This window comes from Paraburkholderia sp. GAS41 (genome assembly GCF_050436545.1).
Taxonomy (GTDB): domain Bacteria; phylum Pseudomonadota; class Gammaproteobacteria; order Burkholderiales; family Burkholderiaceae; genus Paraburkholderia.
Genome location: NZ_JBNDMK010000012.1, coordinates 113,837 through 140,040 on the forward strand (window position 1 = coordinate 113,837; position 26,204 = coordinate 140,040).

Annotated in this window: 28 protein-coding genes; 18 read left to right on the forward strand and 10 right to left on the reverse strand. The window is 61.9% G+C overall.

Annotation, left to right across the window (positions count from 1 at the left end; all coding sequences use genetic code 11):
- Positions 1 to 74 precede the first annotated feature (74 nt).
- Positions 75 to 899: an NAD-dependent epimerase/dehydratase family protein gene (locus P3T43_RS18205; RefSeq protein ID WP_429282428.1), complete on the forward strand. Its 825-nt coding sequence runs from the start codon at positions 75 to 77 to the stop codon at positions 897 to 899.
- Positions 900 to 983: 84 nt separating this feature from the next.
- Here the strand turns inward: P3T43_RS18205 and P3T43_RS18210 are convergent, their stop codons facing one another.
- On the reverse strand, positions 984 to 1,937 hold the full coding sequence (locus tag P3T43_RS18210; protein ID WP_429282429.1) for a GlxA family transcriptional regulator: 954 nt from the start codon (positions 1,935 to 1,937) through the stop codon (positions 984 to 986).
- Positions 1,938 to 2,074: 137 nt separating this feature from the next.
- On the opposite strand from P3T43_RS18210, the gene P3T43_RS18215 reads away from it, so the two are divergent.
- The gene (locus P3T43_RS18215) at positions 2,075 to 2,884 is read left to right on the forward strand and encodes an SDR family NAD(P)-dependent oxidoreductase (RefSeq protein WP_429282430.1); all 810 of its coding nucleotides are present in this window, start codon (positions 2,075 to 2,077) and stop codon (positions 2,882 to 2,884) included.
- A 99-nt stretch (positions 2,885 to 2,983) separates the two neighbouring features.
- Here the strand turns inward: P3T43_RS18215 and P3T43_RS18220 are convergent, their stop codons facing one another.
- Positions 2,984 to 3,565 carry a TetR family transcriptional regulator C-terminal domain-containing protein gene (locus P3T43_RS18220; RefSeq protein WP_429282431.1) on the reverse strand — a complete coding sequence of 194 codons (582 nt, stop codon included), beginning with the start codon at positions 3,563 to 3,565 and terminating at the stop codon, positions 2,984 to 2,986.
- 252 nt (positions 3,566 to 3,817) lie between these two features.
- Between P3T43_RS18220 and P3T43_RS18225 the strand changes: the two genes are divergently transcribed.
- The 12 genes from P3T43_RS18225 to P3T43_RS18280 all read left to right on the forward strand — a co-directional run bounded on the left by P3T43_RS18225 (position 3,818) and on the right by P3T43_RS18280 (position 16,911).
- Positions 3,818 to 4,834, forward strand: a complete 1,017-nt coding sequence (locus P3T43_RS18225; RefSeq protein WP_429282432.1) for a LysR family transcriptional regulator — start codon at positions 3,818 to 3,820, stop codon at positions 4,832 to 4,834.
- A 216-nt stretch (positions 4,835 to 5,050) separates the two neighbouring features.
- Positions 5,051 to 5,848, forward strand: a complete 798-nt coding sequence (locus tag P3T43_RS18230) for an alpha/beta hydrolase (protein ID WP_429282433.1) — start codon at positions 5,051 to 5,053, stop codon at positions 5,846 to 5,848.
- A 280-nt stretch (positions 5,849 to 6,128) separates the two neighbouring features.
- The gene (locus P3T43_RS18235; RefSeq protein WP_429282434.1) at positions 6,129 to 7,034 is read left to right on the forward strand and encodes a LysR family transcriptional regulator; all 906 of its coding nucleotides are present in this window, start codon (positions 6,129 to 6,131) and stop codon (positions 7,032 to 7,034) included.
- 217 nt (positions 7,035 to 7,251) lie between these two features.
- On the forward strand, positions 7,252 to 7,686 hold the full coding sequence (locus tag P3T43_RS18240; RefSeq protein WP_429282435.1) for a MarR family winged helix-turn-helix transcriptional regulator: 435 nt from the start codon (positions 7,252 to 7,254) through the stop codon (positions 7,684 to 7,686).
- 75 nt (positions 7,687 to 7,761) lie between these two features.
- Positions 7,762 to 8,868: an HlyD family secretion protein gene (locus tag P3T43_RS18245; RefSeq protein WP_429282436.1), complete on the forward strand. Its 1,107-nt coding sequence runs from the start codon at positions 7,762 to 7,764 to the stop codon at positions 8,866 to 8,868.
- Between the two features lie 18 nt (positions 8,869 to 8,886).
- Positions 8,887 to 10,461: a DHA2 family efflux MFS transporter permease subunit gene (locus P3T43_RS18250; protein ID WP_429282437.1), complete on the forward strand. Its 1,575-nt coding sequence runs from the start codon at positions 8,887 to 8,889 to the stop codon at positions 10,459 to 10,461.
- An 8-nt stretch (positions 10,462 to 10,469) separates the two neighbouring features.
- On the forward strand, positions 10,470 to 11,906 hold the full coding sequence (locus tag P3T43_RS18255; protein ID WP_429282438.1) for an efflux transporter outer membrane subunit: 1,437 nt from the start codon (positions 10,470 to 10,472) through the stop codon (positions 11,904 to 11,906).
- A 119-nt stretch (positions 11,907 to 12,025) separates the two neighbouring features.
- Positions 12,026 to 12,388 (forward strand): BON domain-containing protein, encoded by a 363-nt coding sequence (locus tag P3T43_RS18260; protein WP_429282439.1) that lies wholly within the window; start codon positions 12,026 to 12,028, stop codon positions 12,386 to 12,388.
- A 368-nt stretch (positions 12,389 to 12,756) separates the two neighbouring features.
- Complete coding sequence (locus tag P3T43_RS18265; RefSeq protein ID WP_429282440.1) at positions 12,757 to 13,926, forward strand: quaternary amine ABC transporter ATP-binding protein; 1,170 nt, start codon at positions 12,757 to 12,759, stop codon at positions 13,924 to 13,926.
- Positions 13,919 to 14,821 carry a choline ABC transporter permease subunit gene (gene choW, locus P3T43_RS18270; protein ID WP_429282441.1) on the forward strand — a complete coding sequence of 301 codons (903 nt, stop codon included), beginning with the start codon at positions 13,919 to 13,921 and terminating at the stop codon, positions 14,819 to 14,821. Before P3T43_RS18265 ends, choW begins: the two co-directional genes overlap by 8 nt.
- Positions 14,822 to 14,959: 138 nt before the next feature.
- Entirely contained in the window at positions 14,960 to 15,940 is a 981-nt protein-coding gene (locus tag P3T43_RS18275) for a GlxA family transcriptional regulator (RefSeq protein WP_429282506.1), read from the forward strand.
- Between the two features lie 29 nt (positions 15,941 to 15,969).
- Positions 15,970 to 16,911 (forward strand): choline ABC transporter substrate-binding protein, encoded by a 942-nt coding sequence (locus P3T43_RS18280; RefSeq protein WP_429282442.1) that lies wholly within the window; start codon positions 15,970 to 15,972, stop codon positions 16,909 to 16,911.
- 95 nt (positions 16,912 to 17,006) lie between these two features.
- Here the strand turns inward: P3T43_RS18280 and P3T43_RS18285 are convergent, their stop codons facing one another.
- The 6 genes from P3T43_RS18285 to P3T43_RS18310 form a co-directional block, all read right to left on the reverse strand.
- On the reverse strand, positions 17,007 to 18,155 hold the full coding sequence (locus P3T43_RS18285) for a CmpA/NrtA family ABC transporter substrate-binding protein (protein WP_429282443.1): 1,149 nt from the start codon (positions 18,153 to 18,155) through the stop codon (positions 17,007 to 17,009).
- Between the two features lie 10 nt (positions 18,156 to 18,165).
- Entirely contained in the window at positions 18,166 to 18,741 is a 576-nt protein-coding gene (locus P3T43_RS18290) for an ANTAR domain-containing response regulator (RefSeq protein WP_429282444.1), read from the reverse strand.
- 428 nt (positions 18,742 to 19,169) lie between these two features.
- A complete protein-coding gene (locus P3T43_RS18295) occupies positions 19,170 to 20,144 on the reverse strand; it encodes a Fic family protein (RefSeq protein WP_429282445.1) in 975 nt (324 codons plus the stop codon).
- 80 nt (positions 20,145 to 20,224) lie between these two features.
- Positions 20,225 to 20,497, reverse strand: coding sequence for a translation initiation factor IF-1 (gene infA / locus P3T43_RS18300; RefSeq protein ID WP_042325066.1), 273 nt, complete (start codon positions 20,495 to 20,497; stop codon positions 20,225 to 20,227).
- Positions 20,498 to 20,638: 141 nt separating this feature from the next.
- Entirely contained in the window at positions 20,639 to 20,920 is a 282-nt protein-coding gene (locus P3T43_RS18305; protein ID WP_429282446.1) for a hypothetical protein, read from the reverse strand.
- A 535-nt stretch (positions 20,921 to 21,455) separates the two neighbouring features.
- The gene (locus tag P3T43_RS18310) at positions 21,456 to 21,674 is read right to left on the reverse strand and encodes a hypothetical protein (RefSeq protein WP_429282447.1); all 219 of its coding nucleotides are present in this window, start codon (positions 21,672 to 21,674) and stop codon (positions 21,456 to 21,458) included.
- Between the two features lie 207 nt (positions 21,675 to 21,881).
- Here P3T43_RS18310 and P3T43_RS18315 point away from each other — a divergent pair, with 207 nt between their 5' ends.
- The 4 genes from P3T43_RS18315 (at position 21,882) to cysC (ending at position 23,708) form a co-directional block, all read left to right on the forward strand.
- Positions 21,882 to 22,073, forward strand: coding sequence for a DUF1653 domain-containing protein (locus P3T43_RS18315; RefSeq protein WP_429282448.1), 192 nt, complete (start codon positions 21,882 to 21,884; stop codon positions 22,071 to 22,073).
- A gap of 50 nt (positions 22,074 to 22,123) precedes the next feature.
- Positions 22,124 to 22,318 (forward strand): YqaE/Pmp3 family membrane protein, encoded by a 195-nt coding sequence (locus P3T43_RS18320; protein ID WP_429282449.1) that lies wholly within the window; start codon positions 22,124 to 22,126, stop codon positions 22,316 to 22,318.
- Between the two features lie 144 nt (positions 22,319 to 22,462).
- Entirely contained in the window at positions 22,463 to 22,669 is a 207-nt protein-coding gene (locus P3T43_RS18325) for a hypothetical protein (protein ID WP_429282450.1), read from the forward strand.
- 457 nt (positions 22,670 to 23,126) lie between these two features.
- On the forward strand, positions 23,127 to 23,708 hold the full coding sequence (gene cysC, locus P3T43_RS18330) for an adenylyl-sulfate kinase (protein ID WP_429282451.1): 582 nt from the start codon (positions 23,127 to 23,129) through the stop codon (positions 23,706 to 23,708).
- 69 nt (positions 23,709 to 23,777) lie between these two features.
- On the opposite strand, the gene P3T43_RS18335 is transcribed toward cysC, so the two are convergent.
- Both P3T43_RS18335 and P3T43_RS18340 read right to left on the reverse strand, forming a co-directional pair.
- Positions 23,778 to 24,092, reverse strand: coding sequence for a 2Fe-2S iron-sulfur cluster-binding protein (locus P3T43_RS18335; RefSeq protein ID WP_429282452.1), 315 nt, complete (start codon positions 24,090 to 24,092; stop codon positions 23,778 to 23,780).
- Positions 24,093 to 24,153: 61 nt separating this feature from the next.
- On the reverse strand, positions 24,154 to 26,184 hold the full coding sequence (locus tag P3T43_RS18340; RefSeq protein WP_429282453.1) for a sigma-54-dependent Fis family transcriptional regulator: 2,031 nt from the start codon (positions 26,182 to 26,184) through the stop codon (positions 24,154 to 24,156).
- Positions 26,185 to 26,204: the final 20 nt, after the last annotated feature.

Below are 26,204 nucleotides of genomic sequence, written 5' to 3' on the forward strand. Positions count from 1 at the left end.
CCGGTCCGGCAACGCGGCAACGCATTGACGGCGCAAGGTGCGCAGGACCGCAGCAGCAAGGAGAAGCAGGAAGAATGAGCAAGCAGGAATCGAAGGCTAAGCCGTTTCGCCGGCTGTTGCTGACCGGCGCCGCCGGCAATCTCGGCCAGCAGTTGCGCAGCGCGCTGGCGCAGTGGGCGGATATCGTGCGTCTGTCGGATATCACGCCGCTTGGCGAAGCGGCTGAGCACGAAGAACATGTGGTGCTCGATCTCGCGGATCGCGCGGGCGTGGATGCGCTGCTCGAAGGCGTCGACGCTGTCGTGCATCTGGGGGGCATTTCCGTGGATGCGCCATTCGACGACCTGCTGGAAGCGAATATCCGCGGCACGTATAACCTGTACGCGGCGGCGCAGAAACACGGCGTGAAGCGCGTGCTGTTCGCGAGTTCCAATCATGCGATCGGTTTTCATCCGACCACGAGCGTGCTCGATGCCGATGCGCCGTTACGTCCGGACAGCCTCTATGGCGTGACGAAATGCTTTGGCGAATCGTTGTCGCGCTACTACTTCGACCGTTTCGGTCTGGAGACGGTCTGCCTGCGAATTGGTTCGTCGTTCGAAGTACCGAAGAACCCGCGCATGATGGTGACGTACCTGAGCTTTCGCGACTTTATCGAACTGGTGCGCTGCTCGCTGTTCACGAACCGTGTGGGACATGCAATCGTGTACGGCGTGTCGAACAACCGGGTGGTGTGGTGGGATAACACCAAGGCCGCGTTCCTGGGTTATCGGCCGCAGGACAGTTCAGCGCAGTTCGATGAACTGTTCTCGATTCAGGCGCCGACAGCCGAATTCGACGATCCGGCGCAGCGCTTTCAAGGTGGACCTTTCGTGGTGGCGCTGCCGCAGTCGGAGTAGGGCTACGCGCAGTTCCAAAGGCTTCGCGCAGCTACAAACGCTTTGCGCGGCTCCGAAGGCTTCGCGCGGCTCCAAAGGGTTCGCTTAAACCCGCTCCTGCGCCTCGCTGCCCCGCGAGGCGCGCCGTATCACCTGCGGCGGTTGCCCGAATGCGCGCAGGAACGCCCGGCGCATCCGCTCGCGATCACCGAAACCCGTATCGCGCGCGACCACTTCAATGGGATGCAGGCCCGACTCCAGCATCAGGCGCGCGGCCTCGATGCGCAGATGCTCGATCGCCTTCGCGGGCGATTGACCTGTCTCGGCGCGGAACGCACGGCTGAATTGCCGCGGACTTAAATGAGCGGCTTCGGCCAGCTGTTCGACGGACAGTTCAGTGTGAAGATTCTGCTTCGCGTAGGCGAGGGCAGTCTGGATGCGGTCCGAGCGCGGCTCCAGTTCAAGCAGCGCTGAAAACTGCGATTGCCCGCCTGCCCGCCGGTGATAGACCACCAGTTTTCTCGCCACCTGGCGCGCAATTTCAGCGCCCGCATCCTTTTCGACCAGGGCCAGTGCGAGGTCGATACACGCCGTCATGCCCGCGGAAGTCCATACCGGCCCGTCGATGATAAAGATGCGGTCTTCTTCCAGCTTCACCGCCGGATAGTCATGGCGCAGTTTCGCGGCGAAATACCAGTGGGTGGTGGCGCGCCGCCCGTCGAGCAGGCCCGCTTGCGCGAGATTGAACGCGCCGGTGCAGGTGGAGCCGATCCGCCTCGAGGTCTGCGCCGAGCGTTGCAGAAAGGCGATCAGCCCCGCACCGGGCGCGATCACCTCGTTGTCGCCCACGACCAGCACGGTATCGAAACGGCTGTCGTCGAACGCCTGGGTTTCGACCGCGAAGCCGGCTGACGTTTGCACCGGGCCACCGTGTTCAGAAAGCAGCACGACTTCGTAGAGGGGCTTGGCGGCCGTGAGGTTGGCGAATTCGCAAACACTCGTAATAGCCAGGTTGATGACCTGGAAGCCGCGGTACAGCACGATTCCGATACGTAACATGGAGGTGTCCTCGGGCGTCGCAAATGGATGGCTTAAAAGGTGGCATCTATGACATTGGAGACGCCTGATTATGAGCCTAATCTCCTCTCCATGCAGGCCGACATGAGTCGGTCGTCATGAACCCCAGGAGAAATGTGATGAACGATACGACGCACAAGGGCACGGCCCTCATTACCGGCGCCTCTTCAGGCATCGGCGCGATTTACGCAGATCGGCTTGCCCGCCGCGGCTATGACCTGATTCTGGTGGCGCGCAACCGCGAGCGGCTTAACCAGTTGGCCGATCGTCTGACGACCGCAACCGGCCGCTCGATCGAAGTGGTCGCGGCAGACCTCGGCAACAAGTCCGACGTGCGCCGCATCGAAGAGATCCTGCGCACCGATTCGAGCATCACGATGCTGGTGAACAATGCCGGCATCGGCGGCGCCGGTCCGCTGCTGGTTTCCGACGTGGACACCATGGAAGGGATGATCGAGTTGAATGTCACCGCGCTCACGCGGCTGACCTATGCGATCGCGCCGGCATTCGTGGAGCGGGGCGCGGGCACGATCGTCAACATCGCCTCGATCGTGGCCGTGGCGCCGGAAATCCTGAACGGCGTGTACGGCGGCACGAAGGCCTTCGTGCTGGCGTTCAGCCAGTCGCTGCACCACGAACTGGCTGCGAAGGGCGTCCGCGTGCAAGCGGTGTTGCCTGGCGCGATTCGCACGGAATTCTGGGACATCGCGGGTCATCCGGTCGACAACCTGCCGCAGAGCATCGTGATGAGCGCGGACGATCTGGTCGACGCGGCGCTCGCCGGTCTGGACCAGGGCGAACTCGCCACGGTGCCGTCGTTGCCGGATTCGGCCGATTGGGCTGCCTTCGAATCGGCGCGTGCGGCGCTGGGCCCGAATCTGTCGCGCAATGCACCGGCTGCTCGGTACGGTGTGGGCGCTGCCGCTTGAGGTAACGGGAGTGTTCGAGGAGCCGCAATCGACGCGGCTCCTCGCCGTGCGGGGGCTTCGCTCATCAGACGCGATGCTCGCCCGCCGGGGGCGGCCTACCTAGCGCAGGATTCTGGAAAACAGAAGGTGCTTGAACCGCACCACGGGCTGCGGGCTGCGTTGCGCCTTGGCGAGCAAAATCGAACCCTGGAGTGAGGCGACGATGAAGCTGGCCACATCGTTGCAATCGAAATCCGCGGGCAACTCGCCCGCCTTGATCGCCGACGCGAGGCAGTATTCGAAACTCTGCTGCAGTTCGGCGAAGATCGCGACGACGCGCTGGCGAATGGCGTCGCTATGGTCGCTTGCTTCGAGCGCGAAGTTGCCCAGCAGGCACCCGTTGCGCGTCTGGTTCTGGGAGACGCGGGCGATGCTCCAGTCGATATAGTCGCCCAGACGCCTGAGCGGCGGGAGGGCGTCATTGCGCAGCATGTCGCGCACGGCCTCACGGCTATTGGCGAAGTAAAGCTCGAGGATCTCGAGACCGAACGCTTCCTTTGAAGCGAAGTGGTTCGTGAACGATCCTTGCGGTACGCCCGCGGCCTGCACGATATCGCGCACGCTGGCGCCCGCAAAGCCGCGTTCATGCACGACTTTCAGGCCTTCGGCGAGGATTTTCCCGCGGTGTGAGGGTCTAGACATAGTGAGGAAATTGTACGGTCGTCCATATTGGGGCGTCAACGGATATGGGGCCTCGCAGCCAGGAGAGCGGAAAAGCCGCCCTGCAAAGACCAGGGATATCCTTGACATCAATAAGCCGTTCCATTTTAATACGGACAGTCGTATTGGTTTGTGGAAATTGATATTTTCCTGCCGTGCAGAATCTGCCCGCCGCCAATCACGCCAACCTTGCCCGCGCGCCGGGCGAATCTAAAAGCTCAAAGGGATCGGGATATGGACCGGCTGCAAGCCATGAAAGTGTTCACGCGGGTGGTGGAGACGAACAGTTTTTCGCGCGCCGCAGACACGCTGGACCTGCCGCGTGCGTCGGTCACCACGATCATTCAGAACCTCGAGGCGCATCTGAAGGTGCGCCTGCTGCAGCGCACCACGCGGCGTCTGAGCCTCACGCCGGATGGCGCGGCGTACTACGAGCGCTGCGTGCGCATTCTGGCGGACATCGAGGAAACCGAAAGCTCCTTGTCGCACGCCCAGCGGGCGCCGCACGGCAGATTGCGGGTCGATATGCCGAGCGCGCTCGGCAAGCTGGTGGTCATGCCCAAGATCGACGAGTTCCACGAGCGTTATCCGGACATCGAGTTGATGGTCGGCTTCGGCGACAAACCCGTTGATCTGATTCAGGAGGGTGTGGACTGCGTCATCCGCATCGGCACCTTGCAGGATTCGAGTCTGGTCGCACGCCGGATTGGCGTGTTTCAGCGTGTGACGGTGGCGAGCCCGCTTTATCTGGAACAACACGGCAAGCCGGAAACCATCGAAGATCTGCAGAACCACGTTGCCGTCAATTACTTCCTTGGCCGCACAGGGCGCGTCATGGATTTGACCTTCGGGGTCGACGATCAGACCGTGGAAGTCAAGATGCGCGGCAATATTGCCGTGAACGACGCCGAAGCCTATGTGGCAAGCGGTCTGAAAGGCGTGGGTATGCTTCAGGCGCCGCGCTTCATGGCCTTGCCGCATTTGCGTTCCGGCGAACTGGTCGAGGTGCTGTCGCAATGGAAACCTTCGCCACTGCCGATCTCGGCGGTATATCCGCATAACCGCCATCTGTCACCCACCGTGCGAGTGTTCGTCGACTGGGTGGCCGAGCTGTTCGGCCGTTGCCCGTTGTTCTCCGGTCAGGAAGACGCCGAGCAGCGCTGCCTGCCGACCACCGCGCCGGCTGCGGCTCCCGCCATCCGGCGCAGTGCGCCGGTGGCCGCCGTGGATAACGTGGAACTGGCGGTCTAAACGCGTCGCCCAGCTAGAAATCCTGGGCCAGGCTCCTAAGCGGTCCGTCCAGGCAGGCTGCATGAGTCCCCGGAGCCGGACGCCGCTTGCGCAGCGGATTGTTCGGCACGGTCGGATTGTGTTTCGGGAATACAAGTCTTTATCCGCCGCCCTTTGAGCACGACAATATGTCGTATTACAACAAGGGAGACGGCGCGAGGGCGCCCGACAGTAGACATGGTGTCGACGCTGGATCTTGGACTGTGTATCGAAGATGTCCACATCACAGGACATGCGCAACTCATCACGCTGCGCAGCTACCGGCCCGCATCGAAGGGTGCGACGCTGCCCGTGGTCCTGTATTTCCACGGGGGCGGATTCTGCGGCGGCACGCTTGAAGGCGCGGATATCGCAGCGCGCCACATTGCCCACGCGACGCCGGCATGGGTCGTGTCGGTTGGCTACTCGCTCGCCCCGCAGTTTCCCTTTCCCGTCGCCCCTGAAGATGGCTATCGCGCGTTGCAATGGGCGGTGTCGCAAGCGCGAGGGCAACGCGCCGATCCGCAACGGATCGGCATTGCCGGTCACGATGCGGGCGGCAATCTCGCTACTTGCGTCTCCGCCATCGCGCGCGACCGGGCGGAGATTACGATTTCAGCCCAAGGGTTGCTGGCGCCGCTGCTCGATCCGAGCATGACGCGCGGCGCCGATCATCGAAAACCCGCCACGCCCCCCGATCTTTTTGAGCGCGCCCGATGCTATCGGAACTATCTGCCGAATGCTGCGCAACGGCTCCATCCTTATGCGGCGCCGGTCGATTCGCGGCGGCTCGCCGGCTTGCCGCCCGCGCTGATCGCCAGCGCACACGACGCGTTGCGCGAGGAAGCCGAAACCTATGCGGACGCGCTGACCCGTGCGGGTGTCGTCACTGAAGTGCGCCATTACGAGGGTACCTCGCGGGACGCTTTGGCCTCGCATGCCGAGGCTTTGGCTGACCTTGTCGCGTTCTTGCGGGCGCGCCTGAAGCAAGCTTGAATCCGTGTGTTCGAAGGATGACGTTTGGCGTGGCATAACGTGTCGTGCGAATTGGTTCGGCGGTGTGTCCATCGTGTTCGCAGAGGGACTTGCCGACGACCGTGTCCAGCGAAACCAAAGGATTCCCACAGCTTGCCCAGCCGGGCCCAACTATGCGGTAATCTGCGGACGCCCGGTTCCGTATCCGATAAAGAGGGCGTAGGACCGCGCCAGGCAAGCCACCGGCTGACGAGCCCACCACGAGCACCACGAGCACCAAGAGCCCACCACGAGGTCGTCTATGGATTATCTGGAGAGTCTGCGGGTTTTCCGCGCGGTGGTCGAAGCGAGGAGCTTTACGCGCGCCGCAGATATGCTCGGCCTGACCACACCCATCGTGTCGCGCTCCATCTCCGGACTCGAGCGGCGGCTCGGCAGCCGCCTGTTCAATCGAACCACGCGGCAGGTCTCGCTCACCGAGGCGGCGGAACATTTCTACGAGGGTTGCGCGCGGATTCTCGACGATCTGGAAGCGCTCGAAGCCGATGCGTCGGCGCAGACCCGCGAACCAAGCGGCGTGTTGCGCCTCGTCGCGCACACGACCGCCACAGTCAACCGGCTCGTGCCATTGATTTCGACCTTCAAGCGCAAGCATCCCAAAGTGAGTCTCGACGTGACGCTGACGGAGCGGCCGGTCGATCTGGTGGCGGACGGTTATGACCTCGGCATCGTGCTGCCTTTCATGTTGAGCACCGACACGGTCGTGACGCGCCTGCTCGAACGCATGACCTTTGTCATCGTGGCGACGCCGGAGTATCTGAAACGGCATACGCGGCCGGCCCATCCGTCGGAGTTGAGCGGACATATGTTCGTGGCGCTCTCGCCGGAGTTTCGCAAGCCTCAATTGACCTTCCGGCTTGGCGCGGAAGATCTGGTGATCCCGTTCAAGTACGACATCGCCTCGAACAACGCCGTGTTCAATCGGGAGATGGTGCTGGAGGGGTTGGGTATCGGCGCGCTTCCCCTTGCACTTGCGCAGGCCGAACTGGCCAGCGGCCGGCTGGTGACCCTGCTCGATGACTTCGAGGTGATCGACCCGGCGGTCGATCTACGGCTTGCCTACAACACGCGCACGCTGCTACCGGCCAAGGTGAAAGCCTTTGTCGAGCATGCGGCGGAGTTCTTCGCGGATGTGTCGGCTGTTTAAGCGTTGTCGCCGGATCTGAAGATCAGACAATTTGGCGGCTGGCTGGGGCATTGAACCGTCCGTTGAACTGCTCATTGAACTGTTCATTGAACCCGCCCTCGACGCTGCCGTGAGCCGTCCGTTTGCCCGTATCGCAGCGCGCACTCTTGTCGCCATCGCAACAATCAGATGTACCCACGAGATTGATCCGCGAGCGCAGCATCACTACTCTGTGCACATGCACACTCACTCACCCGAAAACGACGATTGCTTCGCGATTCGTCAGGCCGCCCGGCATATTTCCCAGCTTTACGAGCGGCATTTGTCCGAAGCAGGCGTGACGCCGACGCAGTTCAGCCTTCTCGTCGCGCTGCGGCGCGGCGTGAATCTGACCATGCTCGAATTGGCGCAGGTGATGGTGATGGATCGAACCACGCTGGTGCGCGCACTCAGGCCTTTGCTGCGAAATGGCCTGGTCGCGGATAAACCGGATGGGCAGGGCGCGCGGCGTCTGCAACTGGCCCTCACCCAGAACGGTCACGCGCGGCTCGATCAGGCCATGACGTACTGGCTCGCGGCGCAAAACGAGTTCGAGCGCAATTTCGGACCACCGCAGGCGGCTACGCTGCGGCACGAATTGTTCCGTCTGACACGCGATGTTTCGAAAGCCTAAATAAAGATTGGGCCGATGGCCCACTCCCAAACTGCAGTTTTTCAACCCATTTAGTGCATACACACAGGTGAAATCATGTCGAGTCCTGCCACTCCTGCTTCCGCTGTCCCCAAACCGATCGCCGACGCTGCCAAAGGCGGCCGCATTCCATGGATGCGCCTCGCCTACGGCGCGGTAGCGTTGGTGCTGGCGGCCGCCACGGGTTACTGGTTCTTTGTTCTGCGTTTCGAGCAGTCAACCGACGACGCCTACGTCGGCGGCAACGTGACGGTGATGGCGCCGAAGGTCTACGGCTTCGTCACGGATATCCTCGTGCAGGACAACCAGCATGTCGCCGCGAACCAGGTGCTGATCCGGCTCGATGCCCGCGACTATGACGCGAAGCTTGCGCAGGCCACCGCCGAGGTGGATAGCGCCCGCGCGGCGGTGCAGGAGTTGCAGGCGAAACAGACGCTGCAGGCTGCCGTGATCAACCAGCATCAGGCGGAAGTGCGGGCCTCGTCAGCCGAATTGACGCGCAGCGCCGAAGACCAGACGCGCTACCGCGAACTGGTCAAGGACGACGCCGTCTCCAATCAGATCGTCGAACGTGCCGACGCGGATTTTTCCAAGGCGCAGGCCGCGGTGCAGAGCAGCGGCGCAACGGTGCTCGCGGCACAACGCGAACTGGATGTACTCGGTGCGCAGATTGCCGACGCGCAGGCACGTGTCAACACGGCGCTGGCAGCGCAGCGTGTGGCACAACTGAACGTTGAATACACAACGATTCGTTCGCCCGTCGACGGTTACATCGGCAATCGCACGGCGCGGGTCGGCATGCTCGCCAATATCGGCGCGCCGCTCCTGACCGTGGTGCCGTCCACGGACCTCTGGGTGGACGCGAACTTCAAGGAAGACCAGCTGAAGAAGATGCAGATCGGCGACCAGGCCGACGTTGCGCTCGATGCCTCGAGCCGCACGCTACATGGCTATGTCGAAAGCCTCGCGCCCGCAACCGGCGCCACCTTCAGCGTGCTGCCGCCGGAAAACGCAACCGGAAACTTCACCAAGATCGTGCAGCGCGTGCCGGTGCGAATCCGCCTGAACGTGCCGCACGACATGGAGAACGTGTTGCGGCCGGGGCTGTCGGCGACCGTTGAAGTGCATCTTGCCGACGGCTCGCAAGCGTCGAGCGGTCACTAAGCGAACCGGGACAACATCATGACAAGCGCTCATCCGCTCGATCCGGCGTCCCAGCCCATGCGGCAACGTGTGTTGGCATTCGCACTCATGTGTCTGGGATTTTTCATGGCAACCCTGGATATCCAGATCGTCGCTTCCTCGCTGAGGGATATCGGCGGTGGACTTTCCGCGAGTCAGGACGAGTTGTCATGGGTGCAGACGGCCTATCTGATTGCGGAAATCCTCGTGATTCCGATGTCGGGCTGGCTCTCCAAAGTGTTCTCGACGCGCTGGCTATTCGTTGCCTCCGCGGTGGGTTTTACCGTGACCAGCATGCTGTGCGGCATTGCGTGGGACATCAATTCGATGATCCTGTTTCGCGGCCTGCAAGGCGCCATGGGCGCGGCGATGATTCCGACCGTGTTCACGACGGCCTTTGTACTGTTCCCCGGCAAGCAGCGGCTCGTTGCGTCCACCACGATCGGCGCGCTGGCTTCGCTTGCGCCGGCCATCGGCCCGGTGATCGGCGGCTGGATCACCGACCAGTGGTCGTGGCACTGGCTGTTCTATCTGAACGTCGTGCCCGGTGTGGCAGTGGCCGTGTTGGTGCCGAAGTACGTGAATATCGACAAGCCCGATCTGTCGCTGCTGAAGAAAGGCGATTACCTGGGAATCCTGCTGATGAGCGGCTTTCTCGGCTGCCTCGAATATGTGCTGGAAGAAGGGCCGCGCAAGAACTGGTTTGGCGATCACATCATCATCGCCTGCACGTGGATCTCAGCCATTTGCGGCTTTCTCTTCATCGTCCACGCACTGACTGCGGATGAACCCATCGTGGATCTGCGTGCGCTGGTGGTGAGAAATTTTGGCATCGGCAGCTTGCTGTCGTTCATCACGGGGATCGGCATTTTTGTGGCGGTGTTTCTGACGCCTGAGTTTCTCGCCCAGGTGCGCGGTTTCAGTTCGCTGCAGATCGGCATCGCGTTGCTCTCGGTGGGCGTGTTCCAGTTGCTCGCGCTGGCCGTCTATGCGGTGGTGGCACGGTTTGTCGATATGCGTCTGTTGTTGCTGTTTGGCTTGCTCTGCTTCGGGCTCGGTTGTTATCTGTATGTCCCGCTGACGCACGATTGGGGCTGGCAGCAACTGCTGTTGCCGCAAGCGTTGCGCGGTATCGGCCAGCAGTTCTCGATCCCGCCGATTGTCACGATGGCGCTCGGATCGCTGCCGCAGTCGCGGCTGAAATTGGCCAGTGGACTGTTCAATCTGATGCGTAATCTGGGCGGTGCGATCGGCATCGCGGTCAGCGCCACCATGCTCAACGACCGGCTCAATTTTCACTATCTGCGGCTCAACGAAAGCGTGACTGGTGGCCGTCCGGATGTGGAGTCGCTGCTCGCGGAGCAGACCGCACATTGGTCATCCGTGGCGGGCGACGTACTCGACTCGACACAGTCCGGGCTAGCCAGCCTGCATGCGCTGGTGTTGCGCGAAGCCTTGGTGCTGACGTACTCGGACACCTTCTACGTGCTGTCGCTGTGCTTCGTTGTCGCGATCGCCAGTGTGGTGTTTTCCAAACCGTTCTCTAACGGTGCGCCGCCGCCGGACGCACATTGAGGCCAATCATGAAAAAGCTCATTGTAGAAGTTCTGGCTTGTCTTTCGGTGGCCGCATGTGCGGTCCAACCGGCTACGCATGCGGATTTGCCGGCCACGGTCAAAACGGTTGCACCAGCCAGTTGGAGTGTCGAAGCGCCACAGGATGCCGTGGACGCGAAGACCTGGTGGTCGCAGTTCGGCGACCCGGTGCTCGACGAACTCGTGGATTCGGTGCTTAACGGTAACCTCGATCTGCAGGCTGCCGCGGAGCGCGTCAAGCAGGCGCAAGCCATCACCACGCAAAAGCACGCGGTGCTGCTGCCGGAACTCGATGCGACGGCCACCGCGGCGGACAGCCGCATCAACACGCCGCCGCCGCTCGGCTATGTGCGGCAGGGCGGTGTCGGTCTCGCGCTGAACTGGTCGCCGGATGTGTTCGGTGGCGAGCGGCTCGATCTGCTGGCTGCGCAGGCGCAGCTGGTTGGGCAACAGCATGCCGAGGACGCGTTGCGACTTGCGCTCGCGGCCAATACGGCTTCGGCCTATGTCGACTTGCGCTGGGCCCAGCAGGAATTGAAAATCTTGCAGGATAACCAGGTAATCCGGCAGCGGGCCTTGCAACTGACGCAGGAGCGTCTGAAATATGGCTTGTCGACGCAACTGGATGTGGCCCGCGCGCGAAACCAGCTCGATGAATTGCAGGCGCGTATTCCGCGTGCGCAATCGACGGTCGAACACGAACTCAGCCTGATTGCGGTGTATTCGGGCCGGACGCCGGAATCGGTAGACAAGCTGGTGCTGGCTACGCCCGGTACGATTCCCAACCCGGAAGGCGCGGCGCCGACGACATTGCCATCCGAGGCGCTGCTGCGTCGTCCCGATGTGCTGGTCGCCTATGCGACGGTCGAGCAACGCGCGGCGGAAGTGGGCGTATCGAAGGCGGAGCGTTATCCGAAGTTCAACCTGAATCTGAGCGACGGTTTGCTGGCGGCTTCTTACATCGGCATGCCGGCGTTGACCGATAACCTCTTCAGCGCGGCATTGAATGCCACCAGCCCGATTTTCAATGCGGGGCGGATCACGGCAAATATCCAGCAGAGCGAAAGCAAAATGCGCGAATCGCAACTGAATCTGCAGCAGACGATGCTCCAGGCGCTCAGGGAAGTGGAAGACACGCGCAGCGATCTGGTGAGCACGACCGCGTCGACGCAAAAATTGACCGATGCGTTGGGGGCGTCGGATCAGTCGCTCAAACTCGCAAACCAGCTGTATAAGGGCGGTGCGACAGACTTCCTCGATGTTTTGTCGGCCCAGCAGACTTATCTACAGGACTCCGATTCGTTGAATCAGGCAAAGCGCGAGCACGCGCTGGCCGCGGTGGCGCTTTACCGGTCGCTTGGGGGGGGCTGGAGTCAGACGACGGGAGCCGCGCTCGCGTCAGACGGTCATGCGGCAGGCGGTTGAACGCTTTGCGCTTTGCGGGCCAATGCATTAGATTGTGTAAGGTCCGTGCCTGTCTTTGTAAGGGTCACGCGCACGAACAAGCAATGACAGCAACCAGCTTGTATCGACAGGAGAAGAACATGAAGACAGTCGGAATCTTGAGCGCGTTATGTCTGACAGTAGCGATCGCCATGCCGGTGGCCGCTTACGCACAGGCGAGCGATGCGATGGCCGGGATGGACAACGGCTCCATGGCGAGTGGTAAAAAGGCCGCCACGAAGGCAGACAAGGCGCTAGCGCGGGCAGTGCGCCGCGCGTTGTCCAAAGCGCAGGGCTTCAATGTCTCGAACGTGTTTGTGAAGGCCCGCAGCGGCGCGGTAACGTTGTCAGGCAGCGTCGATACCGGAGACCAGATCGCCCAGGCCGAGCAGGTCGCCCACACGGTACAGGGCGTGACGTCGGTTTCGAACAAACTGACGCTGTTTCATGGTGGAAATGGTTAAATGAGGAGGGTTGTCGGGTTCGCCAAGGCAGGTTTGGCGATTCTGTCTTGGTACCTTGCATGACTTTCTGCACCGCATGGGTAGTCGCGTGCTCGCCAATGCGGTGCAAACCCTTCCTCCCAACAACCTCATTCGCACCCCCCACCTTCCAAAACGCGACATCGGCAAATTAGCCACGACGCGCCGCAACATCTCCCCAAACGCCCACCCAGCAAGCTTTTCACCTTGCCGCTAACGCTCGTGCTTTTTCGCCCGTGTCGTATTTGCGCAAGCGTCTGTCGCAATTAGTCGGCCTGTCGGGGTTTTTTCTGGCAACTATGGAGGCACACAGTGCGGGCCGGCGCCTGCACCACGAGGAGATGGATTCAATGAATTCCCCAAAGGTCGTGGTCGAAGGTTTATGTAAGGTGTTCGGAGCGAATCCCAGGCTGGCGCTCGATATGCTCGCCAGCGGCTCCACGAAGGATGAAGTGCATGCGAAAACGGGTCACGTGGTCGGCGTTCACAACGTCTCCTTCGACGTTCAGGAAGGCGAGATCTTCGTGTTGATGGGCCTGTCCGGTTCCGGCAAGTCGACCCTGATCCGCCTGATCAACCGGCTGGTCGAACCGACAGCGGGCAAGGTACTGGTGGACGGCCGCGATATCGCCGCCGTGCGCCGCTCCGAGCTGACCTCGCTGCGCCGCACGGACATGAGTATGGTGTTCCAGTCGTTTGCGCTGATGCCGCAACGCACGGTGCTCTCGAATGCCGCGTTCGGCCTCGAAGTTGCCGGCGTAGGCCGCAAGGAACGCGAAAAGCGCGCGCTTGGCGTGCTCGAACAGGTTGGCCTCGCCACCTTCGCGCAAAAACTGCCTGCTGAATTGTCCGGCGGCATGCAGCAACGGGTCGGTCTGGCGCGTGCGCTGGCCGTGAATCCGTCGTTGATGATCATGGATGAGGCGTTTTCCGCGCTCGACCCGCTCAAGCGCAAGGAAATGCAGAACGTGCTGCTGGAACTGCAAAGGAACCAGCGCCGCACGATCATGTTCGTCTCGCACGATCTCGAAGAGGCGCTCCGCATCGGCAACCGGATTGCAATCATGGAAGGCGGCCGTGTGGTGCAGATCGGCACGCCGCAAGAAATCATCAGCAATCCTGCAGACGACTACGTACGGGCGTTTTTCGAAGGCGTCGACACGAGCCGCTATCTGACGGCCGGCGATCTGATGCAGACCAACGACGTGCCGCTGGTGCGTAATCTGGATGTGTCGAGCGTTGCGGCTTCGTTGAACGGTAGCGCGGAATACGCTTTCGTCCTCGATGCGGAACGTCGTATTCGCGGTTTTGTCACCCGCGACGCGATCGGCAATGCCGCACCGGACCTGCTCAAGGTCGAATGCATCTCACGCGGGGCGTCGCTGGAGCATGTGGTCTCGCGCGTCTGTGCCAACGCCACTGCACTGCCGGTCGTCGACGACGACAACCGCTATTGCGGCTCTGTCAATCAGGCAGCTGTCCTGAAGGTTCTTACGCGCAATCGAGGTTCTCATGTCTGAGATCATTCCGCTCGGCCGCTGGGTCGATGATTCCGTTCACTACCTGCTCGACCACGACGCGAATACGTTCGATGCGATCGGCAAGGCCATCGAGAGTTTCGCCGCGCTGATCGAACATAGCATGCAGGCCATTCCGATGTGGGCGCTGATGGCGTTCTTTATCGGCATCGGCTTGTGGCGGGTAGGTTGGCGCTTCGCGTTCTTCACGACGCTCGCGCTATTGCTGATCTATGCCACGGGCTTCTGGGACGAGACAGTCATCACTCTCGGACTGACGCTGTCGTCGACCTTGATCAGCTTGCTGTTTGGTATTCCGCTCGGCATCTGGACCGCCAAAAACAAGCATGTGGCGATGGTGGTGCGACCGATTCTCGACCTGATGCAGACCATGCCGGCCTTCGTCTACCTGATTCCAGCCGCCATGTTGTTCGGCCTCGGGCGCGTGCCTGGCATTCTCTCCACGGTGATCTTTGCCATGCCCCCGGCCGTGCGGCTGACGAGTCTTGGCATCCGTCACGTGAATCGTGAGATCGTCGAAGCAGGTCAGGCCTTCGGCTGCACGCCGTGGCAACTGCTCTACAAGGTGCAATTTCCGAACGCGCTGCCGTCGATCATGCAGGGCGTCAATCAGACCATCATGATGGCCTTGTCGATGGTGATTATCGCCTCGATGGTCGGCGCAGGTGGCCTCGGTAACGACGTGCTGGCGAGCATCCAGCGGCTCGATATCGGCCTTGGCTTCGAAAGCGGCCTTTCGGTCGTGCTGCTGGCGATCATTCTGGACCGCATTACCGAAAGCTTCGGCCGTTCGCCGGGCGCAGCCAATGTGCCGCGCTTCGCGGGCTTGCGCAGCGTGATGCGTGTGCGGCGCGACCAGCCCGCCGTGCAAAGCTGATTCAGGCCCGCTTGAGCCGGGCAGTAGCAGGCCCGGCTGGGTAACACGCAAACGCGACTCAGGTATCGCGAAGCCCTTCGGGACTTCGCGATGGAAACACTCACCGTGTGCATCATGGAGCGTGACGTGACGTCTGCTATGACTGAATCGGCGCGCCTCGACGTGCCGTTGTCGAGTCTTGCGCATTTCGGTTTCCTGACGCTGCCCAGTTTTTCGATGATCGCTTTTACCAGTGCCATCGAAGTCTTGCGCATGGCCAACTACGTCGGCCGCGCGCAGCATTACCGCTGGTCGGTGCTCACGCCAGACGGTGTTCCCGCGCGTGCCAGCAATGGTATGACGGTCAAACCGACCCGCTCGCTGGACGAGGCTGGCCTGCCCGACGTGCTGATCGTCTGCGGCGGCACACAGATTCGCAGCGCCGTGGATGCGGATGTCAAAGCCTTGCTCGGCGATGTCGCGGCGCGAGGCGTTCCGCTCGGCGGCATCTGCACGGGGGCCTATGCGCTCATGGCGGCGGGGCTGCTCGACGATTATCGCTGCACCGTGCATTGGGAGGATCTGTCGGTGCTACACAAGGAATTCCCGCGCGTGCATTTCGCCGACGAACTGTTCGTCATCGATCGCGACCGCCTGACTTGCACCGGCGGCACCGCACCGCTCGATCTGATGCTGAATCTGGTGGAAAACCGGCTGGGTCAACAACTGGCTGCTCAGGTATCCGAACAATTCATTCTCGAACGGATTCGTGGCGCCGGCGATCCGCAGCCGATTCCAGTCGACGCGCGGGTGGGATTCTCGCGCGCCGAGCTGATCGAAGTGGTGCGCCTGATGGAAGCCAATATCGAGGAGCCGTTATCGCTCGAAGAACTGGCGCGCCTGGTGCAGCTTTCACAGCGCCATTTGCAGCGTATGTTCAAGGTCTACCTGAGCGTATCGCCGACGCATTACTACCTGACGCTGCGACTGCGCCGCGCACGCGATCTGCTACGGACGACCGATGCATCGATCGCGCGCGTGACGACCGTGTGCGGTTTTCACTCCGCCTGTCATTTCAGCAAGGCGTACCGGGCGCAGTTTGGCCATGCACCTAGCGTCGAGCGTCGGCAAGCCAGTTGAACTAAACAATAACGATGGAGAGACAGAACATGCAGAGAAAGCTGATGGCCGCAGCGTGCTTACTGGGGCTGGCGAGCGCCGCCGCCGACGCGGCCGATCCGGCCGTATGCCGTGATGTGCGTTTCGCCGACGTGGGTTGGACCGATATCGCGGCGACCACCGGTCTCGCCTCAACGCTATTCCAGGGGCTGGGCTATCGTCCGACCAAGACCATCGCCTCGGTGCCAATTACTTTTGCCGGTATCAAGAGCAAGCAGATCGACGTGTTTCTCGGCTATTGGGCGCCCACCATGGACCCGATCATCACGCCGTTCGTCAAGGCAGGCACGATCAAGGTGTTGGCGACGCCGAACCTGAGCGGCGCGAAATATACCCTGGCGGTACCGGACTATGTGTACAACGGCGGCCTGAAGAACTTCGCCGATATCCAGAAGTACGCCGACAAACTCAACGGCAAGCTCTACGGTATCGAACCCGGTAACGACGGCAATGCGCTGATCAAGAAGATGATCGACGCCAATCAGTTCGGACTCGGAAAATTCAGGCTGGTCGAATCGAGCGAAGCGGGCATGCTGGTCGAAGTGAACCGGGCGATCCGCGAGAAGCAGTGGATCGTGTTCCTCGGCTGGGAACCGCATCCGATGAATGTGCAGATGAAGATCGACTATCTGGCCGGCGGCGACGCGGTATTCGGTCCGAACTACGGCGAAGCGAAGGTGTTCACGGCAACGCCGCCCGACTACGCTGCGCGCTGCCCGAATGCGGCGAAACTGGTGTCGAATCTGCAGTTCACCACGGCCATCGAAAACCATGTCATGGTGCCGATCATGGACAAGACGGATGCGAATCAGGCCGCACTAGGCTGGCTCAAGCAGAATCCGCAAGTGCTGGATCAGTGGCTGGCCGGCGTCACGACAATCGATGGAAAGCCAGGCTTGCCGGCCGTAAAGTCGTATATCGCGGCACACTAACCGGTAGCGACGCGTAGAGAAATCACCGGGTGGCGGGGCGTGCACTGGGCCAGCGGGCTCGGGGTGCGCCCCGCGTTTTTATTACGGTCTCCGTATCATGCGTGGATCGCGAATCCTTGCGCGTACCCTTGCGGATCGCTGCCGTCCCAAACGCGGCCATCCATCAAAACCTGCGCGGCGGCTTCAGCCGGAATCGCAATCCCGATACCTTGCGCGGCTTCGCGATACAACTGCGTCTGGTTGATCGCTGCCGCAATCTCACGATAGTCATCGCGGCGGCCAATCAGCCCCCAGCGCTCGTATTGCGTCAGAAACCATATGCCGTCAGTCATACGGGGATAGTTGACCGTGCCGTCTTCGAAGAACTTCACAGGCAGCCGGTTGGACTCCGGCGATACCCGTTCGCGCGCGAGGCGCTTTGCAATTAACGCTTCGTCGATGCCGATAAATTCCGGTCGCACCAGCCAGCGGGCAATCTCGTTGCGATGCCCTGGACCATCCAGCCAGCGGCAGGCTTCGAGCATGGTTTGCACCAATGCGCGCGCCGTATTGGGGTGCCGGTTCACGAAATCGCGCCGGCAGGCCAGCACCTTCTCCGGATGGTCGGGCCAGATTTCGCTGCTATAGGCGATCGTGCGACCGACGCCGTGCGCTTCCGCGGCAGCATTCCACGGCTCGCCCACGCAGAATCCGTCAAGCCGGTCCTCCGCGAGCGCGGGCACCATCTGCGGCGGCGGAATCACCACGCTTTCGATATCGCGCAAGGGATGCACGCCTTGCGCGGCCAGCCAGTAGTAGAGCCACATGGCATGCGTGCCGGTCGGGAAGGTCTGCGCGAAGACCGGCTTGCGTCCGAGCGTCGCGAGGGCCTGCGGCAGCGTGCGCTGTTCGGCCAGGGCGTCGGCTAGGCGGTTCGATAACGTGATGGCCTGACCGTTACGGTTGAGCACCATCAGAATGGCCATGTCCGTTTGCGGACCCCCGAGACCGAGTTGCACGCCATAGGGGAGGCCATATAGCGCATGAGCGGCATCCAGTTCGCCGGCCAGCAGTTTGTCACGCAGGGCGGCCCACGAAGGCTGGCGCGAGAGTTCGAGGGTCAGGCCGTGCGCATGCCCGAATTCCAGCAGCTTCGCCGCGACGAGCGGCGCCGCGTCGGCCAGCGAAACAAAACCGAGCCGTAGATGGGTCTTTTCGAGCGGCGCGGCCGCGCAGGCTTGGGTATCGGGAGCAGGATGGTTCATGAGCGACGCTTCATTTGGGCAAGTCCGCGGCCGCGACGATCTGGCGCGCGACCTCGGCGAGCTTGACGCCCTGGTTCATTGCACGCTTGCGCAGGCTTGCATAAGCGGCGTGTTCGGTCAATTTCTGCTGATCCATCAGCAGACGTTTGGCGCGGTCGATCAGCTTGCGCTCGGCCAGTTCGTTCTCGACCTCGGCGAGCCGCTGGCGCAACTGGGTTTCCTGCGCAAAACGGGCAAGTGCGACTTCGAGAATCGGCGCGAGCTTTTCCGTGGCCAGACCTTCGACGAGGTAGGCCGTGACCCCGGCGCTCACCGCATCGCGAATCAGTTGCTGGTTGGCATCGGTGCTGAACATCAGGACTGGGCGCGGCGCGGTCGCTTTCATGACCGCGAGTTGTTCGAGCGTGTCGCGTGAGGGCGATTCCGTGTCGATGATCACCACGTCTGGCCGCTCGCTTTCGACACGCCGGTGCAGCGCCTGCGATGTCGTCGTGCCGGCCAGCATGTCGTAGCCGAGCCGCGCGAGGGCGTCGCGCAGATCGCCAATCGGCTTGTCGGTGTCGGTTACGAGCAATACGCGCAGCATGGTTCGGATCGGGTCAGCAGCATCAAGGATTCAGTTCGAGTGTCATCGCATCCGTTGGCGGGGGCCGGATGCGAAAAACGTCGAACGTCATTGCCCGACTTTAATTGCGAAGCGCGGCGCTTTCCTCCGGAGAAGAAAGCTCCCTGAGGAGCTTCGTTGTGTGTGGCGGAGCGGGGCGCGTGGGCTTGCGCCAAAGCGCTCCCGCTTATGTTCTGTCGCGCCTTTGCGGAGAACGATTGGGTTAAAGCAAGCTGTATGCCATATGGATGCAGCACGCCGCGCTGGTTCGACAGGCCTTCCGATCGATGGCGCCGTAGCGCGGCATGCACAGCAGTGGGGCGAGGCGGGGAGCGCGCACTGAACTGGCGCGCGGTCGAGGCGTGCGTGTTTGGGCCATGGGTCCGAGGCGCGTCATGGCATGCGGGCTGTCAAGCGGTATTGGATTCTGCTTCCGGCCAAAGTCGTGAAAAAAGGTAGCGGAACGACGCAATCGGCAAGGCGAGTTCGACGGGGCCTTTGGGTGTCCTTGAACGGACAATGCCTAATTTGAACAGGTCTACGAGAACACGATCTGCCGCTCGCGTGGGCAATCCCATCATGCCTTTGAATCTTGCCCGGTCCATTGACTTCACGGTGCCGAGGTAGGCAAGGGGTTGTGCTGCTTCGGTTTTCAGATACCGGTAGTCTGCTTTAGTGGCTTCGGCGGCGAGCATCTGTGCCAGCCTGGCTTCGAACGCCTGCATCTGCAGTATGCCGTCCATAAACCTGATCTGGTCGAGGCAGATATTCATGGCAAAGGCGATAAATTCCACCAAACCTCTTTCGCTCAACACACCTTTGCCGTCGTAGTCGCCTTTCCGGCGGGCGTCGGCCGTAGCTAGATGTCCATAGTAAGCCGTATGCTCGCGCGCAAAACCGCGCATGGGCGACCAAAGGCCTTGTGTCAACCTTGGCGCCGAGAGTCCGATATGCGTATGCAACCGGGCCGTACGGCCGTTGCCGTCCAGAAACGGGTGAATCCACGCCAGTCTATGGTGGGCCGCCATCAAGGCGATAACCGCGGTTTCTCCAGCCCGGGCATAACGGTAGGTGCGATGCCACGCTTCCACGAAGTTCGCCACGGTGGCGGGATCAGGGGGAATATGCGCCCCACCTTGCCCCCCGGTTTCGCCACACGCCAGGTACGCCACGGCGGCTATTGCATGTCGGTGGGCGAACGGGAGGTGGAGAGCGCGAGCATTACGGCGCCGGCGTTTTCGGCGGTATGGACACGCAGACCACGCGGTGTGCGCGTATTGACGAAGATAGGTGCTGAAGCTGCAATCAGCCGATGCTGAAGGCCACGATTCGCGCGCGCCAGCAGCCCGATGTCGATGTGACCCCGCTGCGCGCCGCTCTGGCATGATTCCAGCCGGAGAAGACGCGCGAAAAACTTCGCTAGCGGGTAGCGGCCATCAACGCGACGGCAAACGGGTCGCCGGTTTTAGCGACGACGGAACTGCGTATTGCGGGCGCCGCCGCCACCGGAGGCGCGTTCGTCCTTGTGACGGAAGTTGATCCGTCCTTTGGTCAGATCGTAGACCGACAGTTCGAGCGTCACGCGATCGCCCGCGAGAATACGAATGTGATTCTTGCGCATGCGTCCGGACGCATAAGCGCCAACCACGACGCCGTTGTCGAGCGTCACGCGGTAACGGCTATCCGGAAGTACTTCGTCGACAATACCGTCAAGTTCAAGCAGTTCTTCTTTCGCCATGCATAACTCCTGGTCGATGGGGTAAGGGCGCTTTGCTTAACGGCAAAGCTTGTGATGCGGTAGCGCGGGCCGCCAGACGGCTGACCCGCGGGAAAAATGACGCGGCGCGCAGAGCACGCGTTGCCAAGGTGTACAGGCCGATCAAAGATCGGCGACCGACTGGCCGTCTACGCGCCCGTCGATCAGTTGTTCGGCGTGCGCCATGCACGCAATGCGCGCCTTGCCGGTGCCTTCGAACGGCCACAGATAAGGCAGGCGGAACACTCGGCCGTCGGCTGCCGGATTGGCGCCAACGCGGCAGATGCGCACCGAGGCTTCGTAGCCGGCGTCCGGGTTGCGGCTGGTCGTGCCGTCAGCGGGACGGCGCGGGTACACGAGCGGATGGATTTCGTAGCCCTTGTAGGTCTTGACAACTGAATTCATTAAGTCCTTGTCCTGTAATACGTGGCCGGCGTGTCACGCGTGTTACGCGCGGCACAACAGGCCCGGCAGCGCAGCACCTTGGGGCGCGCCGCCATGCAAAGAGAGTGGCACAGGCCCGATGGCAGGGGCTTCAGCGCAGCCGCGCAAGATCGCGGATGTGATGGAGAAGAAACGCGCTAATGTCGCACGGACATCGGACGCATGAAAAACTGCACAACTCGCGACGGCGAATGCGGGCTTCGCATTGCCGGAATGACGGGATCGCCGACAGGCGGCGGTCGAACAGTCGGGGGTGGTGCGGAGACGCTAAATAACGCTGCTGAGACTGCAGATGCGGCGGAATACAACTATTTCAATATGATGCACTAAATGGGCCAGCTTGGATAGCAAAAACTGCCCGTCGAGCTGCGGCGGACCGGAAAACGGCGCTCAAAAAGGCCTCGTCAGCCATGCGCGGCACGGATGAGCGCCTTGTGTGACGGGCGCCAGCGAGAAGTCGGCGACGCTGGCAGAAGTTGGCCGCGGTTGACGGACGTTAGCGGGTTATTTCCGCAACGCGTTTCTGCAGTTCGCGCGAGGCCGCGAGCGGAATGCGTGCGTCGTCCCAGACTGCGAGCCATTCCACTTCCTTCGCGGTAAAAATCTGGCCGTGATTGCGCAGCGTGTACTGCAAAGAATCGATGATGTGATTGCGGATGATTTCAGGCGTGGCTTCATCGTCCAGCACGGCGCGAAACGCTTCCAGGGTGGCCATCGGTTGCTCCATGAAATAGGTCTGGCTTTTATCGCACGAAAAAATTCTGGCGACGAGGCGAACAAAAATGAGTGCGCGCCGGCCAGTCCGCACGCGCGTGTGCACCTGGCGCTCGCGTGCGCCACGATGCTCACGTAGGATGCGCGTTTTCGCGGGCGGCTTTTTATCAGCCGACTCTCGACAACCCATACTGGAGGGACCCTCACCGTGCGCTATCAGCACTACAAAGGCGGCATCTACGAAGTGATTTGCGAGGCGATCCTCGAGCCGGACCCGAGCGTGACGATGATTGTCTATCGAGGCGTGGATGGTAGGATCTGGACGCGTCCGGCGACGGTTTTTTTCGAGCTGGTCGACCACGAAGGCGGTCAGGTGCCGCGCTTCGCTCCAATCAACTGATCCGGTCAGCCGCACCTATCCGGCCACCCGGATCTCACGAGGAAATCTGCATGCGCCTGTTGCTTGCCATCATTCTGCCGTGGTTCCAGTTCTTCACGATTGGGCGTCCGTTCGCGGGGATCATTTGTCTGATCTTGCAGATCACGCTGATCGGCTGGATTCCGGCGGCAATCTGGTCGGTCTATGCGCTCAGCCAGTACAAGACCGACCAGAAAATCGAGCGGGCGCTCGGCGCGCGCCGTTAGGCTCTATGCGCCGCTTTCCGATGAGGTTTCGGTGCGTGGCCGCCTGACGTGGATGCGGCGCGGACGGCAGCACGGGCGAGGGGTTCCTGCAAGGCATGCTGTTTGCTGAGTGCAGGCTACCTGATGGACATAACGAGAAACGCCATGCGCCCTGACCACACCGTCGTTGACTACGCCTCGTCCGGCGAGACATTTTCAGTTACACCACTTCAATCGGGCGATGGCGACCCCGAATCACAGCGGGGAATGCTCACCCGGATGACGTTTTGTTTCGCGTGGCTATTCGGACTCGAAGCATTTCTTGCCGCAAACGCGGCGGAATCGCGCACGGTGCCCGGCAAACGTCATTAAGTTTGGCGGTCGGTTTGCAAAACACGGTTGGCCTATTGGGAGCTTTTACACTTCCCGCCGCCCGCACCATCCCGCTTTCCCGACGCGCCCGCCCTTATTCGTCACCAGCAATCTGACCGGTCACTGGATGGACGCGGCGCGCGAATGCGACTAGCGCAACTACGCCGATCGGCGACAAAAGAAAAAATGCGAGCAACATGATGGCATTCGCGATGATGAGGTGCGTCAGTTTAGTCGCTTGTCGGGTTTGGAAAATTACGTGAAAACACAACACACTGTTCAGTTTGTGGGAATGAACTGGCGTGTCGCACCAGGCGAACAGGCGGGACCGTATAAAGCAGCGCTCCCCGGAGCCGGGGCCGGGAGAAATTTTCCGTAAAGGTCAGTTTGCATTTCAGCAGGGGAAAACAGGCGCGCGCACGGTAAAGTTAGATCAAAGCAGCCTGGACGCGATTTCATGGATACGAGCAACGAATTGACGAGTGCCGACGTACCGCCGGTTGTCTGGATGACCGGACTGCCCGGTGCAGGCAAAAGCACGATTGCAGAGGCGCTGCATGCTGTCCTCGTGAGCGAGGGCGCAAAAGTAGCGGTGCTCGACGGCGATACCCTGCGCGAAGGGCTGTGCTCGGACCTGGGCTTTTCGGATATGGATCGCATCGAAAATGTGCGCCGGATTGCTCATGTCGCCAGACTATTCCAGCAGACCGATCACACCGTGGTCGTCGCCACCATTTCGCCGCTGGCGATTCAACGCGAGATGGCCCGCGCGATCGTAGGCGCCGGTTTTCTGGAGACTTTCATCTCGGCGTCGGCGGATGTCTGCTCGCAGCGCGATCCGAAAGGCATGTATGCGCAGGCGCGAAGTGGCAAGATCGCGCAATTTACCGGCGTGTCCTCGGTCTACGAGGTGCCGGCCAATCCGGACCTGGTGATCGACACTGCGCGTTGCCGGGTCGAGAGCGCCGTCGCCGCGATCGTCCTGCGGCTGGGCAAAAGTGTGCGAACGGGCAGCGTCCAAAGCACGGGCAGCCGGTGAGTAACGGAGCCGGATCAACGTCTGATGAGAGCGTCACTCCTCGGTAAAGAACCGTTTCCGGGCACAGGGTTACGGTGGCAATGCGCCAATCTCCATGGCATCCGGCACCTCGATCACCAGATCCGACGCTGCAACCGCCACGCACGGCAGGATCAGGCCCTCGGCTTTCTCTTCCCGCGAAACCCCCGGCCATTCGATGGTGTACGACACCGTGCCGCTAATCAGCCGGCATAGGCACGTGCGGCACGTACCGTTACGGCACGAACGCGGCAGGCGCAGATTGGCAAAGCCGGCGGCTTCGAGGACGGTCAGCGAATCGGGTGCTTCGAAGGTACGTCCGAGCGGTTCGACACGCACGGTGAACGGCGGCTTGTTTTCAGACATGGCGGCAAACGGGAGTCAGCCCGCCACGATACCGCAGTCGTCTCTTGCCTGCGCGCTCGCGTCAATGAGTCTGGCCGCGCCGCAGATACCGGTATACCGTGTTGCGCGCGAGACCTAGCTCGCGCGCAGCGGCGGAGACATTGCCGCCGTGCCGTGAGAGCGTTTGCGCGATCAAGGTGGCCTGCCAGTCCTCCATGCGCGCCGGCGAGGCTTGCGCGGGCAAGTCGCTTTCATGAACAGGCAGGTGGCCGAGGTTGCCGCGTTTCGCGTTGCGGGCCGCAGGTTGTGCGCTGGCGTCCGCGCAATCAGCGGGCTGCGTGGCGGTGACGGCATCGCAGTCGGGCAGGAAATCGTCCGGCAGATGTTCGATCTCGATCTGGCGTTCTCCCTCGGCCATCAGGCCGGCTGTGCCCAGGACGTTGGCCAGTTGCCGCAGATTGCCCGGCCAGCGGCAACGTCGGAATTGCTCGAGCACCGCTTCCGACACGCGCGCCGGCACCCGTTCCGCCTCACGCTGCGACTCGAGGATGCGCGTGACGAGTACCGGCAGATCCGTCCGTTCGCTGAGGTCGGGCAAAGTCACGACGAGTCCGTTGATCCGGTAATACAGGTCTTCGCGGAAGGTGCCCGCTTCGATCATCGCGCGCAGATCGCGGTGGGTCGCGCAGACGATGCGCAAATCGACCGGAATCGCCCGTGTGCTGCCAAGCGGAGTCACGGTGCGGTCCTGCAGCACACGCATCAGCCGCACCTGCTGGGCGAGCGGCATATCGCCGATTTCGTCGAGAAACAGCGTGCCCCCATCGGCCTGCACGACCTTGCCGACGCTGCCGCGCTTTTTCGCGCCGGTGAACGCGCCGTCTTCGTAGCCGAACAGTTCGGCTTCAATCAACGTATCGGGCAGCGAGGCGCAGTTGAGCGCGACAAACGGCGCCGTACGGCGCGGCGAATCGTAATGGATCGCGCGCGCCAGCCATTCCTTGCCGGTGCCGGTCTTGCCCAGCACGAGGATCGGGATATCGCGGCCGCGCACTTTTTCAACCCGGCGCAGGATCGCGGCCATATGCGCGTCGCCGGTGTCGAGTGTGGCGAGCGTCACCAACGGTAGCGTTGCGGATGGGCGAGCGGCGGGGCGCAGCGCAACCGCGACGCCTGCTTCTCCACCAAGGCCGGCGGCCGGCAAAAGTTGGCGCGGCGCGGCGAATTCTCCGCGCGCGATCACACGGACCCCGCTTGGCAGCGTCAGCGTGACGCATTCTCCCGGTGTGCAGAGCGTCTGCTGCAACAAGGCCGGAAAGGCCATGCCGAACAGTTCGTCGAATGATTGCTGTTGCAACTGCGCGAGTGGCTGCCCCAACTGGAACAGCGCACTGCGGTTCGCCGACAGAAACGTGCCATCCGGCGCAAACGCCGCGAGACCTTCAACCAGCGTGCCGATGAATTCCGCGCGCGCATGAAAATGGATCCGCACCGCGTCGGCGAACTGGTTGGAAAACAGATGGTTTTCGATCATTTGCGCCGACATCCGCACCAGCGCCAAGGTGTGCTTGTGAAAACCGCGCGTGTCGCCGCTCACATCGAGCGCGCCGATGATGCGCCCGTAGGGATCGGCAATGGGCGCGCACGAGCAGGTGAGGATGCGATTCGCGCGCAGGAAGTGTTCGCCGGCGTGCACGACCGTGGGCTGGCGCTCGACCAGCGCCGTGCCGATTGCGTTGGTGCCGCGATCCGCCTCCGCCCACGACACGCCCGGACAGAGCGCGACGCGGTTGGCCTTTTCGACAAAGTCGCTGTCGCCGAAGCTGTGCAGGATCACGCCGTGATTGTCGGTGAGCAACACCATGCTTTGTGTGTCGACGATCTGCGCGTGCAGCGTCTCCATCACCGGCAACGCGTGCGTATAGAGTGAATGATTGCGTTCGACCAGATCGCGCAGGGCCGGTGCGTGCAATGGGTGGAAATCGGGCGTCTCCGAGGCGCGCAGTCCCACCTGCAGCGAGCGCGCGTGCGCTTGCGCAATCACGTCCGGCTGCTCCGTCGAGGGGCGGGCAGCCATAGGCGTCGTAAGGGGCGTGCCAGGGCGTTGGGTCACTGCTCGTCTCCGGTTGGATT

Excerpts from the sequence above, each read along its gene's own strand:
- P3T43_RS18205 (WP_429282428.1), top strand. The coding sequence starts at position 75 with ATGAGCAAGCAGGAATCGAAGGCTAAGCCGTTTCGCCGGCTGTTGCTG.
- P3T43_RS18210 (WP_429282429.1), bottom strand. The coding sequence starts at position 1,937 with ATGTTACGTATCGGAATCGTGCTGTACCGCGGCTTCCAGGTCATCAAC.
- P3T43_RS18215 (WP_429282430.1), top strand. The coding sequence starts at position 2,075 with ATGAACGATACGACGCACAAGGGCACGGCCCTCATTACCGGCGCCTCT.
- P3T43_RS18220 (WP_429282431.1), bottom strand. The coding sequence starts at position 3,565 with ATGTCTAGACCCTCACACCGCGGGAAAATCCTCGCCGAAGGCCTGAAA.
- P3T43_RS18225 (WP_429282432.1), top strand. The coding sequence starts at position 3,818 with ATGGACCGGCTGCAAGCCATGAAAGTGTTCACGCGGGTGGTGGAGACG.
- P3T43_RS18230 (WP_429282433.1), top strand. The coding sequence starts at position 5,051 with ATGGTGTCGACGCTGGATCTTGGACTGTGTATCGAAGATGTCCACATC.
- P3T43_RS18235 (WP_429282434.1), top strand. The coding sequence starts at position 6,129 with ATGGATTATCTGGAGAGTCTGCGGGTTTTCCGCGCGGTGGTCGAAGCG.
- P3T43_RS18240 (WP_429282435.1), top strand. The coding sequence starts at position 7,252 with ATGCACACTCACTCACCCGAAAACGACGATTGCTTCGCGATTCGTCAG.
- P3T43_RS18245 (WP_429282436.1), top strand. The coding sequence starts at position 7,762 with ATGTCGAGTCCTGCCACTCCTGCTTCCGCTGTCCCCAAACCGATCGCC.
- P3T43_RS18250 (WP_429282437.1), top strand. The coding sequence starts at position 8,887 with ATGACAAGCGCTCATCCGCTCGATCCGGCGTCCCAGCCCATGCGGCAA.
- P3T43_RS18255 (WP_429282438.1), top strand. The coding sequence starts at position 10,470 with ATGAAAAAGCTCATTGTAGAAGTTCTGGCTTGTCTTTCGGTGGCCGCA.
- P3T43_RS18260 (WP_429282439.1), top strand. The coding sequence starts at position 12,026 with ATGAAGACAGTCGGAATCTTGAGCGCGTTATGTCTGACAGTAGCGATC.
- P3T43_RS18265 (WP_429282440.1), top strand. The coding sequence starts at position 12,757 with ATGAATTCCCCAAAGGTCGTGGTCGAAGGTTTATGTAAGGTGTTCGGA.
- choW (WP_429282441.1), top strand. The coding sequence starts at position 13,919 with ATGTCTGAGATCATTCCGCTCGGCCGCTGGGTCGATGATTCCGTTCAC.
- P3T43_RS18275 (WP_429282506.1), top strand. The coding sequence starts at position 14,960 with ATGACTGAATCGGCGCGCCTCGACGTGCCGTTGTCGAGTCTTGCGCAT.
- P3T43_RS18280 (WP_429282442.1), top strand. The coding sequence starts at position 15,970 with ATGCAGAGAAAGCTGATGGCCGCAGCGTGCTTACTGGGGCTGGCGAGC.
- P3T43_RS18285 (WP_429282443.1), bottom strand. The coding sequence starts at position 18,155 with ATGAACCATCCTGCTCCCGATACCCAAGCCTGCGCGGCCGCGCCGCTC.
- P3T43_RS18290 (WP_429282444.1), bottom strand. The coding sequence starts at position 18,741 with ATGCTGCGCGTATTGCTCGTAACCGACACCGACAAGCCGATTGGCGAT.
- P3T43_RS18295 (WP_429282445.1), bottom strand. The coding sequence starts at position 20,144 with ATGCCAGAGCGGCGCGCAGCGGGGTCACATCGACATCGGGCTGCTGGC.
- infA (WP_042325066.1), bottom strand. The coding sequence starts at position 20,497 with ATGGCGAAAGAAGAACTGCTTGAACTTGACGGTATTGTCGACGAAGTA.
- P3T43_RS18305 (WP_429282446.1), bottom strand. The coding sequence starts at position 20,920 with ATGAATTCAGTTGTCAAGACCTACAAGGGCTACGAAATCCATCCGCTC.
- P3T43_RS18310 (WP_429282447.1), bottom strand. The coding sequence starts at position 21,674 with ATGGCCACCCTGGAAGCGTTTCGCGCCGTGCTGGACGATGAAGCCACG.
- P3T43_RS18320 (WP_429282449.1), top strand. The coding sequence starts at position 22,124 with ATGCGCCTGTTGCTTGCCATCATTCTGCCGTGGTTCCAGTTCTTCACG.
- P3T43_RS18325 (WP_429282450.1), top strand. The coding sequence starts at position 22,463 with ATGCGCCCTGACCACACCGTCGTTGACTACGCCTCGTCCGGCGAGACA.
- cysC (WP_429282451.1), top strand. The coding sequence starts at position 23,127 with ATGGATACGAGCAACGAATTGACGAGTGCCGACGTACCGCCGGTTGTC.
- P3T43_RS18335 (WP_429282452.1), bottom strand. The coding sequence starts at position 24,092 with ATGTCTGAAAACAAGCCGCCGTTCACCGTGCGTGTCGAACCGCTCGGA.